This window comes from Bradyrhizobium sp. Arg237L (assembly GCF_029990105.1).
GTDB lineage: Bacteria > Pseudomonadota > Alphaproteobacteria > Rhizobiales > Xanthobacteraceae > Bradyrhizobium.
Genome location: NZ_JAQMIL010000015.1, coordinates 1 through 11,491, shown reverse-complemented (window position 1 = coordinate 11,491; position 11,491 = coordinate 1). Strand labels below are relative to the sequence as shown.

At 64.6% G+C, this 11,491-nt stretch carries 11 protein-coding genes; 10 read left to right on the top strand and 1 reads right to left on the bottom strand.

The annotated features are described in order from the left end of the window. Positions 1–12: 12 nt before the first annotated feature. Both OZ411_RS11515 and OZ411_RS11510 read left to right on the top strand, forming a co-directional pair. Positions 13–669: a hypothetical protein gene (locus tag OZ411_RS11515; RefSeq protein ID WP_282528031.1), complete on the top strand. Its 657-nt coding sequence runs from the start codon at positions 13–15 to the stop codon at positions 667–669. 287 nt (positions 670–956) lie between these two features. Next, positions 957–1,805 (top strand): AraC family transcriptional regulator, encoded by an 849-nt coding sequence (locus tag OZ411_RS11510; protein ID WP_282528030.1) that lies wholly within the window; start codon positions 957–959, stop codon positions 1,803–1,805. Positions 1,806–1,838: 33 nt separating this feature from the next. On the opposite strand, the gene OZ411_RS11505 is transcribed toward OZ411_RS11510, so the two are convergent. Next, on the bottom strand, positions 1,839–2,189 hold the full coding sequence (locus OZ411_RS11505; protein ID WP_245476638.1) for a hypothetical protein: 351 nt from the start codon (positions 2,187–2,189) through the stop codon (positions 1,839–1,841). A gap of 230 nt (positions 2,190–2,419) precedes the next feature. Here OZ411_RS11505 and OZ411_RS11500 point away from each other — a divergent pair, with 230 nt between their 5' ends. The 8 genes from OZ411_RS11500 (at position 2,420) to OZ411_RS11465 (ending at position 11,097) form a co-directional block, all read left to right on the top strand. After that, complete coding sequence (locus OZ411_RS11500; RefSeq protein WP_282528029.1) at positions 2,420–3,622, top strand: MHYT domain-containing protein; 1,203 nt, start codon at positions 2,420–2,422, stop codon at positions 3,620–3,622. A gap of 174 nt (positions 3,623–3,796) precedes the next feature. Then, the gene (locus tag OZ411_RS11495) at positions 3,797–4,660 is read left to right on the top strand and encodes a xanthine dehydrogenase family protein subunit M (protein WP_282528028.1); all 864 of its coding nucleotides are present in this window, start codon (positions 3,797–3,799) and stop codon (positions 4,658–4,660) included. Positions 4,661–4,673: 13 nt separating this feature from the next. Continuing rightward, entirely contained in the window at positions 4,674–5,174 is a 501-nt protein-coding gene (locus OZ411_RS11490; RefSeq protein WP_282528027.1) for a (2Fe-2S)-binding protein, read from the top strand. Beyond that, complete coding sequence (locus OZ411_RS11485) at positions 5,171–7,591, top strand: aerobic carbon-monoxide dehydrogenase large subunit (RefSeq protein WP_282528026.1); 2,421 nt, start codon at positions 5,171–5,173, stop codon at positions 7,589–7,591. Before OZ411_RS11490 ends, OZ411_RS11485 begins: the two co-directional genes overlap by 4 nt. Next, positions 7,592–8,464, top strand: a complete 873-nt coding sequence (locus tag OZ411_RS11480) for a MoxR family ATPase (RefSeq protein WP_282528025.1) — start codon at positions 7,592–7,594, stop codon at positions 8,462–8,464. After that, entirely contained in the window at positions 8,461–9,666 is a 1,206-nt protein-coding gene (locus OZ411_RS11475) for a VWA domain-containing protein (RefSeq protein WP_282528024.1), read from the top strand. The genes OZ411_RS11480 and OZ411_RS11475 overlap by 4 nt, the downstream gene beginning before the upstream one ends. A gap of 75 nt (positions 9,667–9,741) precedes the next feature. Next, a complete protein-coding gene (locus tag OZ411_RS11470) occupies positions 9,742–10,569 on the top strand; it encodes an XdhC/CoxI family protein (RefSeq protein WP_282528023.1) in 828 nt (275 codons plus the stop codon). Between the two features lie 21 nt (positions 10,570–10,590). Then, complete coding sequence (locus tag OZ411_RS11465) at positions 10,591–11,097, top strand: carbon monoxide dehydrogenase subunit G (protein WP_282528022.1); 507 nt, start codon at positions 10,591–10,593, stop codon at positions 11,095–11,097. The last annotated feature ends 394 nt before the right edge of the window (positions 11,098–11,491 follow it).

Genomic DNA, 11,491 nt, shown 5'->3' with positions numbered 1-11,491 from the left:
TCGCAAATGTGTTTGTCTCAACAGCCGCCCGGCGCCGTTGTCGTGGTTGTCGCGCCATCGGTCGGGCAAGGCATCGCTTCGGTCGGAGGCGAAGAGCCTATCGGCGATGACGCAGGTAATGGGAGCGACAGCGCCGGACTGAGACCTGCACTGCCCAATTCAGTCGAGCCCAAGGGAATCGAGTCCGAGCGAGTTCCGATCGGCCCCACGGATGACGATGTCGAAATCATGGGACGCACGATGCTCGTCGTGCCGCGCGCACCGCAGCCGGCCGATGAATGTCCCGACAGCCCTCCGCCATCGAAAATCGCTCCCGGTTTGCTGGCGATGAAACAGTTTTCGTTTCCGAAACTCATGGCGGCGCCGGATTGCGGCAGCACCGGACTCGTGCCGGGTATTGCAAGTTCCGTCGATCCCAGCGGAATGCCTGCCGGCCGGATCGCGGAGCCCGTTCCCGAACCGAGCGGCGAGGTGAGGTTCGGAACTGGCTGCACGCCAGGCGTCACTGCCTGCGCGCTTGCAGGTTCTGACGACATCGATTCGACGGCGAGCCACAGCGAAGTGCAAGCAGCGAGTGCGGCGATTAAGGATCGTCGTCCGGACGTGCGCGAAAGCTGGTTTCGCGTCGACCGAAGCAGACCTGTCATAGGACGGCTCTCCGGAGGTTAAGCTCTCCGAAAAGTTACTTCCCGCCTTCCGCGACGGTATTTCAAGAACGCACGCCCCACCCGCCGAACGCACGCAGCAGATACCAAGGTATGATGTCCTAAGCCCACAATATACGTAGGTGAAAACGCCCGTAGAATGGAGCGCGCGGCGGTGCTAGATATTCTCCAAGGCACAAGTCGGAATGCGGCCGCTCCGAGGAGAGACGCTCAACGAAGAGTGATCTCTCGATTGGTAACTCGAAGGGGCCTTCCGGCGTACGGTCACCATGGCGACAGAGAGATGGTACCATGCCGCAGATTCAGCTTCGACGAGATGACAACGTTCACTTCAACGATGATCTGCCGGTTCACGCGACTGTCTACGAAACACCATATCGCCGTAAGACAGTTGCAACCGACCGTTTGGATAAGCCGACGCAGGCCGCAGTGCTGCTGCCCGGCCGACCTATCGTCGATGACAGGATGGCGCTTGCCTTTGAACGCCTGCACCTCGTGCTCGCGATCGCAGCGCAAGGTCATGCGGAGGGGAATGCCGCTGAGCGCGACGCGCTGCTGAACGCCGCCAGCAGCCTCGATGTCTTCCAGCACAAGGCTGCGATCGAACGGCTCAAGGATCCCGTCATCAAATGCCTGTCGGATGCGCTCGCGGACACCGGGCAGGCCTATGACCGTCATGCCGGAATTCGCGCCGATGCGCTGCGGCTCGCCGTGGCCATCAGGTTGCTTGGCCTGCAGGCCGAGAACAGCTCAGCCATCGATGATCGAGCTGTCACCACTGTTCCTGCCGAGCGACCGGTCGGGGGATTGCAGAAATGGCGGCTGAAGCGTGTCGGCGAATATGTCGACAGCCATCTGTCGAAGAAGATCACGCTCTCGGATCTGGCGGTCGTCGCGGGATTGAGCCGGATGCATTTCGCTTCGCAATTCCGGATCGCGACCGGCCTTCGGCCGCACGAATATCTGCTGCGACAGCGCATCCGCCGGGCCGACGAACTGCTTCGGCACACGACGATGACGATCGTCGAGGTCGCCCTGAGTGTCGGATTCCAGACCCAGGCTCATTTCACCACCGTGTTTAAGCGGATCGCGGGAAGCACGCCGGCTCAGTGGCGAAACGCGCACTCCGTTAACGGCTAGGCCTCCGCGCGACGTGCGGCCGCGTGTGACCGCTCATCGCGCCGCCGCGAGCGCGCGCGTTGCCTTGTCGAGTTGCGCATTGCATTGCGCCACATCCCCTGCGCGATCGGCGGCGCGGGCAAGGTCGAGCGCATTGAGCACGCGTTGCAGACGCCGTCCATATTTGCCTTCACTGGCCGCGATCGATCGCGGCGTCGGCTGGTAGTTGCGCGTCGCGTCGAGACTCTCCTTCTGCCAACCTCCGGCGCCGGCGCGCTTCTCGATGGCGGCATCGGCCTGGGCTTGAACGCGCACGATCGAATCCTCGCAGGGGCCGGCGTGGCCCGGCGGAGTAGTCAGAAGCAGGATGAGGATGGCGGCTCCGAACGGCGCGACCTTTTCCATGGGTTCGTCTCCTTGTGTGCGGCCAACTGTTACTTGGTTACCAGATGACAATGTTCGTGACGATGTCTTTCGCAATTGAACGTGGACGCGCAACCACAAGCTTTTCGAGATAACATCGCATTTGCGAAGGGAACAAGGCCCCCCCGCAGCGGTGGACTGTCTCTAACTGTCCGGTTATGTAGGGAGGCTAGGGAGGGGCCAGCCCGTGGAGACGGGCGGCCGAGACGATCATGTTCGAAGGACACGATCCCTATCTCGTCGCGCTGTCGGTGGCGATCGCGATCCTGGGTGGATATACGGGCTTCAGCCTGGCGGCGCGGATTCGCGGCACGCCGGGCGGCAGCAACCGCATCCTGCTCGCGGGCGCCGCCGCGTTTCTGGCTGTCGGCATCTGGACCATGCATTTCGTCGGCATGCTGGCCGCGCCGCTGCCGCCCGACACCGTCTATCTGGTCCTGCCTACGATCATCTCGTTTCTGATCTGCGCGCTGGTGGTCGGCATCTCCCTGTTCTTCGTCAGCATCGGCGAGCCTTCGCTCAAGCGCGTGGTCTCGTCCGCCGTTTTGCTCGGTGCCGGTATTGCCAGCATGCATTATGTCGGCATCCACGGCCTGTCCGGTCATTTCGCGATCGAACATGACGACGTGTTCGTCCTGCTGTCCGTGATCGTTGCGATGGTGACGGCCTATGGCGGCCTGCGTGCCTTCCTGGCACAGCAGGAGGGCTTTCGCTTGGTCGTCACTTCGATCATCTTCGGAGTCGCGGTTTCCGGCATGCACTACACGGCGATGGCCGGGATGCACTTCGTGCCGCTCGCGGCGGGAGTGCATCAGCATCTCGGCGGCGGGCTTGCTGCGTCGCAACAAATCCTTTCGATCATCGTTGCCGTGCTCTGCTTCGTGATCGCGGCTGGCTTCCTGCTGTCGCTGGTGCCCGATCCGCGACGGCAGAATCTGGTTCCGGCCATGGCTGGCGATCTGGCGCCCCCGGCCGATGTGCTTGTGCCTGAACCGGTCGCGGCCGTTGCTGCACCGCGAATGAGCATGGCACCGCTCGGCGGTGTCGGCCGGCCGCCCCGTCCGGCGCCCGCGCCGCGGCTGCCGGTGGAAGGCGCCGACGGCACACACTTTATAGATATCGCGGATGTGCGCAGCGTCCGGGCCGATGCTCATTATACCCGGGTCCATGACGGGACCCGGGAACGGATGTGTCCGTGGTCGATCTCCGAGGCCGAGGCGCAGCTCGATCCCGCGCTGTTCATGCGGGTGCATCGCAGCCACATCGTCGCGATCCCGCATGTTGCGTTCGTTCGCAGGGAGGGCGATGGCGCGATCATCGAGCTCGGCGGCTCGTCGCCGCATCGCGTCCCCGTCAGCCGCGCCAAGATCGCCGAGGTCAAGGCGCGACTCGGTCTCAGCCGTCGCCATGCCTAGGCCCGGTCGCGGGCCATAGGTCGCGGCGGTTGACGCAATTCGTGTCTCGCCATCCGCATTTCGTGCGAAAAACCCCATTCCGTGCCCGAACGATTGCGGTCGGGAAAAACCGGAGAGACCGTCCCGCCAACGTCCACGCGCCCGACCGGCGCCAAAGGACGATTGGAGGAAACGATGATTCCGGGACCTTTCAGCTATCACCGGCCGGCAAGCCTGGCCGACGCGGTCAAATTGCTGGCCGATCTGGGCGACGACGCCCGGCCGCTGGCGGGCGGGCACAGCCTGGTGCCGATGATGAAGCTGCGGCTCGCCACGCCCGCTCATCTGGTCGACCTTCACGATGTCGCCGATCTCAAGGGCATCCGTCACTATGGCAGCACGATCGTGATCGGCGCGATGACCACTCAGCACGAGCTGTTGGTCTCCGGGGAGATCCGGCAAAGCTTGCCGATCCTGCAGGAGGCGGCGGCCCTGATCGCCGATCCCCAGGTGCGCTACCGCGGGACTATCGGCGGCAATGTCGCCAATGGCGATCCCGGCAACGACATGCCGGCGCTTATGATGGTGCTTGGCGCGAATTTCCGGCTCAGCGGACCAGGCGGTGAGCGTGAGGTTGCTGCGAGTGAATTCTATCAGGGCGCCTATTTCACCGCGCTTGAGTCCGGCGAAATCCTGACGTCGATCTCCATTCCGGTGCCGCCGGCCGGCCACGGCTATGCCTACGAGAAGCTGAAGCGCAAGGTCGGCGATTACGCCACCGCTGCCGCGGCCGTCGTGCTGACCATGGCGGGCGGCAAGGTCGCGACCTGCGCGATCGGCTTGACCAATTTGCACGAGACGCCGCTGCTCGCGACGGACGCAGCCAATGCCGTCATCGGCAGCAGTCTCGATGCGGCCACCTTGAAGCAAGCCGCGGCGGCCGCGGAAGCGATCATGGCGCCGGCGGCGGACGCCCGAGGTCCAGTCGAATACCGCAAGCATGTCGGCGGCATCATGGTGATGAGGGCGCTGCAGCGCGCCGCTGGCCGCGCGGTGTAGAGGGAGAGAACAAATGGCAAAGACGCATGTGACCATGAAGGTCAACGGCGCGGAGGTCGAGGGACTGGTCGAGCCGCGCACGCTGCTCGTGCACTTCATCCGCGAGAACCTGCAGCTCACCGGCACCCATGTCGGCTGCGAGACCACCCATTGCGGTGCCTGCACCGTCGATCTCGACGGCATGTCGGTGAAGAGCTGCACGGTGTTCGCCGTGCAGGCCAACGGCTCCGAGATCACGACTGTCGAAGGCATGGCCAATCCTGATGGCTCGCTCTCGGCGCTGCAGGAAGGCTTTCGCATGATGCACGGGCTGCAGTGCGGCTTCTGCACGCCCGGCATGATCATGCGCGCGCATCGGCTCTTGCAGGAGAACTCGTCACCGACCGAAGAGGAAATCCGGATGGGCATGTCTGGCAATCTCTGCCGCTGCACCGGGTACCAGAATATCGTTCGGGCGATCCAGTATGCCGCCGCCAAGCTCAACAATGTCGAATTCAAGGAGGCCGCGGAATGAACGACATGACTCCCACGCGGGAACAACGCACCGCCGCGCTCGAAGGCATGGGCTGCAAGCGCAAACGCGTCGAGGACATCCGTTTCACGCAAGGCAGGGGCAACTATGTCGACGACGTCAAGCTGCCGGGCATGCTGCATGGCGATTTCGTCCGCTCGCCGCATGCGCATGCGCGCGTCAAGGCGATCAAGGCCGACGAGGCGCTGAAGGTGCCGGGCGTGCTGGCGGTGATCACCGCCGAGACGCTGAAGACCGTCAATCTCGCCTGGATGCCGACGCTCGCCGGCGACGTGCAGATGGTGCTGGCCGACGGCAAGGTGCTGTTCCAGAACCAGGAGGTCGCGTTCGTGGTTGCCACCGACCGCTATGCCGCCGACGATGGCATCAACAAGGTGGAGGTCGAATACGAGCCGCTGCCGCCGCTGGTCGATCCGTTCAAGGCGATGGACCATAACGCGCCGGTGCTGCGCGAGGATCTCGCCGGCAAGACCACCGGCGCGCATGGGCCGCGCAAGCATCACAACCACATCTTCGAGTGGACGGTCGGCGACAAGGACCTGACCGATGCGGCCTTCCGCAAGGCCGAGGTCACGATCAAGGAGATGATCTCCTATCATCGCACCCATCCGTCGCCGCTGGAGACCTGCCAGTGCGTCTGCTCCTTCGACAAGGTCAAGGGCGAGCTGACGATCTGGGGCACCTTCCAGGCCCCGCATGTGATCCGCACCGTGGTGTCGCTGATCGCCAAACTGCCGGAGCAGAAGATCCACGTGATCTCGCCGGACATCGGCGGCGGCTTCGGCAACAAGGTCGGCGCCTATCCCGGCTATATCTGCGCGGCGGTCGCTTCCATCGTCACTGGCAAACCAGTGAAGTGGGTCGAGGATCGAATCGAGAACCTGACCGCAACCTCCTTTGCGCGCGACTACCACATGACGACCGAGATCGCCGCGACGAAGGAGGGCAAGGTCACCGGCCTTCGCGTCCATGTGCTCGCCGACCACGGCGCCTTCGATGCCTGCGCCGATCCGTCGAAATGGCCGGCGGGGTTCTTCAACATCGTCACCGGCTCCTACGACTTCCCGACTGCGCATCTCGTTGTTGACGGCGTCTACACCAACAAGGCGCCGGGCGGTGTCGCCTATCGCTGCTCTTTCCGCGTCACCGAGGCGGCCTACTGCATCGAGCGTGCGATGGACATCCTGGCGCAAAAGCTCGGGATGGATCCGGCGGAGCTGCGGCTGAAGAACTTCATCAAGCCGGAGCAGTTCCCGTATCACTCGGCGCTCGGCTGGGAGTACGATTCCGGCGACTATCACACCGCCATGCGCAAGATGATGGAGACGACTGACTACGCCGCGCTCCGCAAGGAGCAGGCTTCGAGGCGCGCGGCGTTCAAGCGCGGCGAGACCCGCGAGATCATGGGGCTCGGCGTGTCCTTCTTCACCGAGATCGTCGGCGCCGGCCCGTCGAAGAATTGCGACATCCTGGGGATCGCGATGTTCGACTCCTGCGAGATCCGCATGCATCCGACCGGCGCGGGCATCGCGCGCATGGGCACCAAGAGCCAGGGCCAGGGCCACGAGACCACCTGGGCCCAGATCATCGCCACCGAGATCGGCATTCCCGCCGACAACATCCAGGTCGAGGAGGGCAACACCGACACCGCGCCTTACGGGCTCGGCACCTACGGCTCCCGCTCGACGCCGGTTGCGGGCGCCGCGATCGCAATGGCGGCGCGCAAGATCAAGGCGAAGGCGCAGATGATCGCCGCCTACAAGCTCGAGGTCCACGAGGATGATCTCGAGTTCGATATCGACGGCTTCCGCGTCAAGGGCCTGCCGGAGAAGTTCATGTCGATGAAGGATATCTGCTGGGCGGCCTACAACTCCGTGCCACCGGGCATGGAGCCGGGGCTGGAGGCGGTGAGCTACTACGATCCGCCCAACATGACCTATCCGTTCGGCGCCTACCTCTGCGTGATGGACATCGACGTCGACACCGGCGTGTACAAGGTCCGGCGCTTCTATGCGCTCGACGATTGCGGCACGCGCATCAACCCGATGATCATCGAGGGCCAGGTGCATGGCGGGCTCACCGAAGCCTTTGCGATCGCGATGGGCCAGGAGATCCGCTACGACGACACCGGCAATGTCGTGACCGGCTCGTTCATGGACTTCTTCATGCCGACCGCGGTCGAGACCCCGCACTGGGAGACCGACTTCACGGTGACGCCGTCGCCGCATCATCCGATCGGCGCCAAGGGCGTCGGCGAGAGCCCGAATGTTGGCGGCGTGCCAGCATTCTCCAACGCTGTCAACGACGCCTTCTCGTTCCTGGGCTCGACCCACATCCAGATGCCGCACGATTTCTGGCGCAACTGGAAGGCGGCAAAGAATCTCGGAGCGGTCGCCTAGATGAAGGGACGTGAGGAGATCGCGCAAGCATTGGCCGCATCGGGTTATATCGCCGATGCGGAGCTTGCGACCGCGATCTCGCTGATGCAATTGCTGCGGCGTCCGCTGCTGCTCGAGGGCGAGGCGGGCGTCGGCAAGACCGAGGTCGCGAAAGCGCTGGCGCAGGCGTATTCGACCGCGCTGATTCGCCTGCAATGCTATGAGGGGCTCGACCAGTCGGCCGCGCTCTACGAATGGAACTACCAGCGGCAGCTCTTGGCGATCCAGGCGCATCATGGCGAGGATGCCGATGCGGTCGAGGACCGGATCTTCTCCGAGAAGTATCTCCTCGAACGGCCGCTGCTCGCCGCGATCCGCCGCGAGCAGGCGCCCGTGCTCCTGATCGACGAGATCGATCGCGCGGATGACGAGTTCGAAGCGTTCCTGCTCGAACTGCTGTCGGACTTCCAGGTCTCGATTCCCGAACTCGGCACCGTGTCCGCGGTCACGATCCCGCACGTCGTGCTGACGTCCAACGGCACGCGGGAGCTTTCGGATGCGTTGCGGCGACGCTGTCTCTATCACTATGTCGACTATCCCGATGTCGATCGCGAGACGCGCATCATCCTGGCGCGGATTACGAATGCGAGCCCGTCGCTGTCGCTGCAGATCGCGCGCATGGTGCAGGCGATCCGCAAGGAGGATCTGCGCAAGGTCCCCGGCGTCGCCGAGACGCTGGACTGGGCCGCGGCGCTGGTCGGGCTCGATATCCGCGATCTCAACGACGCGCCCGAGACGGTGCATGAAACGTTGATCTGCCTGCTCAAGACTCATGAGGATCGCGCCCGCTTCACGCCGGAAGTGACGCAGCGGCTGTTGGGGAAAGTCGCATGAGCTGCTGTGGCACCAATCCCGGCTTCGAAGAGATCGACGAGGTCTCGCGCCTCGTCTCCGGACGGCTCGCCGTCTTCCTCCGGACGCTGCGCGACAATGGCTTTCGCATCGGCCTTGCCGAGGGCCGCGATGCAGCGGCGCTGATGGCCGAAGGCTATGCGGCGCGGCCCGGATTGTTGCGGTCGGCGTTCAAGCATCTGTTCTCGGCGCGGAAGTCGGATTGGGAGAAATTCGACGGGCTGTTCGATGCGTTCTGGCTCGGAAAACGCGTACGCTCGCGGTCGCGGACCATGGCGTCGGGGCAAGCGGCGAACAGTCCGTCGCTGAAGAGCCTGGAGGGCCGACCCGAGCAAGGCAGCAGCCGCTCCGCAACCGACCAAGTGCCGTCGTCCGACGATGCGCCCGAGGGGCAGAGCGGCGAGGGACGGATGGAAGGCGCCTCGCGCGCGGAAAATCTCGCCGAGGTCGATTTCCGCAAGCTCGCCGATCCCGACCAGGTCGCCCAGGCCCACGAGGCTGCAGCGCAACTCGCGAAGGTCATGCGCACGCGATTGACGCGACGGGACCTCGCGCGGCGGCGCGGCTACCGGCTCGATCTCCGCCGCACCATCCACCGCAACATCAGCCATGGTGGGGTGCCGATCAGCCTGGTGAAGCGGCAGCGCAAGGACAAGCCATTGCGGCTGATCGTGCTGCTGGATGCGTCGGGCTCGATGAGCATGTACACCAGCGTATTCCTGCGTTTCATCCACGGCGTGCTCGACGAATTCCGCGAGGCCGAGGCGTTCCTGTTTCATACCCGTCTCGCTTACGTCTCCGACGCCATGAAGGAGAAGGACGCTGGCCGCGCGCTCGACCGGCTCTCGATCATGGCGCAGGGCGCGGGCGGCGGCACGAGGATCGGCGAGAGCCTGCAGACGTTCAACCGCTGGCATGCCGCGCGCGTCATCCATTCGCGCAGTTGCGTGATGATCGTGTCCGACGGCTATGAGACTGGCGATGCGGCGCTGCTCGGCCGCGAGATGGCCGCGCTTGCACGGCGCTGCCGCCGCATCGTTTGGCTCAACCCGATGATGGCCTGGGAGGGTTATGCGCCGGAGGCGCTCGGCATCAAGGCGGCGCTGCCGCATGTCGATCTCTATGCGCCCGCCAATACGCTGCAGAGCCTGCGCGCGCTCGAGCCCTATCTGGCGAAGCTCTAGATTGCTGTTACGACGCGTTTTCTTCACGCGAACCGGTGTCCACTTCGCTCGAAAACGCTCTGAAGGAGGTGTCCGATGACTGCTCATGTCGAAGTCATGGACCTGGTCGCGCAGATGAAATCGGCCGAGCGGGCCTTTGTGCTCGCGACCGTGGTGCGTACGGTCTCGGTGACGGCGGCGAAGGCCGGCGCGAAGGCGATCATCGCGCCTGACGGCACCATCGTCGCGGGCTGGATCGGCGGCGGTTGCGCGCGAGCCGCGGTGCTGAAGGCGGCGCGCGAGGCGCTGGCCGATGGCGCGCCGCGGATGGTGTCGGTGCAACCGCAGGATCTGCTCGCCGAGCTCGGCGTCAAGGCCGGCGAGAGCCGCGAGGGCATCCGCTTCGCCAGCAACATGTGCCCGAGCCAGGGCACCATGGATATTTTCGTCGAGCCGGTGCTGCCGCATCCTTCGCTCATCATTTTTGGCGCGAGCCCGGTGGCGATGTCGCTTGCCGCGCAGGCGCGGACGCTCGGCTATCACGTCACGCTCGCCGCGCCCGCAGCCGATGTTCCCGCCAAGCCGGATGCCGACGAGCGGATCGATGGCTTCCAGTTGGGCGAGCTGAACGACGCCAAGCGCTTCATTGTGGTGTCGACGCAAGGAAAGGGCGACGAAGCCGCGTTGCGCGCCGCGGTCGCGATCGATGCCTGTTATCACGCCTTCGTCGGCAGCCGTCGCAAGATGGCTTCGATGCGCGCGAAGCTGATCGGCGAGGGCGTGGACTCTTCGCTTGTGGACCGCGTCAAGGCGCCGGCCGGCCTCGACCTCGGCGCCATCACGCCGGAGGAGATCGCGATGTCGATCCTGGCCGAGATCACGATCGAGCGGCGGCGCGGCCAGCGCCTGCCGGTGTCCGCCTGAAGTGACCTGAAGGAACTGATCATGCAGATGAACGATAGCCAGCGCATCCCCGCGTCGAAGGAAAAGGTGTGGGCGATGCTGAACGATCCCGCGGTGCTCAAGCTGTGCATTCCGGGTTGCGAGGCGCTCGAGATAACATCGGCGACCGAGATGACCGCGACCGTCGTCATCAAGGTCGGACCGGTGAAGGCGTCCTTCGGCGGCAAGGTGACGCTGTCCGATCTCGATCCGCCGAACAGCTATCGCATTTCGGGCGAAGGATCCGGCGGTGTCGCCGGCTTCGCCAGGGGCGGAGCGACGGTGCGTCTGGAGGCGGAGAGCGCCGATGTCACGGTGCTGCATTACGAGGTCGATGCGCAGATCGGCGGCAAGCTCGCGCAACTCGGCTCGCGGCTGATCGACTCCACGGCCAAAAAGCTCTCCGGCGAATTCTTCACGCGCTTCGCCGCTGCGGCAGGCGGGACGCCGGATGCGGCGCCGGCGGAAGCAGGCGAGAAGAAGGGCTGGATCGCAAGCCTGATCTCGTGATGGTTTGCACCGCGGCCGTAGGGTGGGCAAAGGCGCGAAGTGCCGTGCCCACCATCAAGCACTCCGCCCGTGATGGTGGGCACGCTCCGCTTTGCCCACCCTACGATGTCGTCCCTGCGAAGGCGGGGACCCATAACCACAGGGAGGCGTTGTGGCGTCGGCAAGTGGTTGCAGCGGAGCACATCATACAGGCCTGTGGTTATGGGTCCCGGGTCAAGCCCGGGACGACGCGGGGGTGAGTTCTGATGCAAATGTCAAACAGCGTGAGGATGTGAGCTCACGTTCTCGCGACGCGATGCGCCCGAGCTTTGCTTTACTTTCCACCCTCCTCGATATCAGAGGGCGCAGGGAAAGCCGGGTGCTGGTTGCACCCGTGGGTCCCGTGCAACAAAAA

Bases quoted from the DNA above. Each gene is read 5' to 3' on its own strand.
- OZ411_RS11505 (WP_245476638.1), bottom strand. From the start codon at position 2,189: ATGGAAAAGGTCGCGCCGTTCGGAGCCGCCATCCTCATCCTGCTTCTG.
- OZ411_RS11470 (WP_282528023.1), top strand. From the start codon at position 9,742: ATGACTGCTCATGTCGAAGTCATGGACCTGGTCGCGCAGATGAAATCG.
- OZ411_RS11495 (WP_282528028.1), top strand. From the start codon at position 3,797: ATGATTCCGGGACCTTTCAGCTATCACCGGCCGGCAAGCCTGGCCGAC.
- OZ411_RS11475 (WP_282528024.1), top strand. From the start codon at position 8,461: ATGAGCTGCTGTGGCACCAATCCCGGCTTCGAAGAGATCGACGAGGTC.
- OZ411_RS11490 (WP_282528027.1), top strand. From the start codon at position 4,674: ATGGCAAAGACGCATGTGACCATGAAGGTCAACGGCGCGGAGGTCGAG.
- OZ411_RS11500 (WP_282528029.1), top strand. From the start codon at position 2,420: ATGTTCGAAGGACACGATCCCTATCTCGTCGCGCTGTCGGTGGCGATC.
- OZ411_RS11485 (WP_282528026.1), top strand. From the start codon at position 5,171: ATGAACGACATGACTCCCACGCGGGAACAACGCACCGCCGCGCTCGAA.
- OZ411_RS11480 (WP_282528025.1), top strand. From the start codon at position 7,592: ATGAAGGGACGTGAGGAGATCGCGCAAGCATTGGCCGCATCGGGTTAT.
- OZ411_RS11510 (WP_282528030.1), top strand. From the start codon at position 957: ATGCCGCAGATTCAGCTTCGACGAGATGACAACGTTCACTTCAACGAT.
- OZ411_RS11465 (WP_282528022.1), top strand. From the start codon at position 10,591: ATGCAGATGAACGATAGCCAGCGCATCCCCGCGTCGAAGGAAAAGGTG.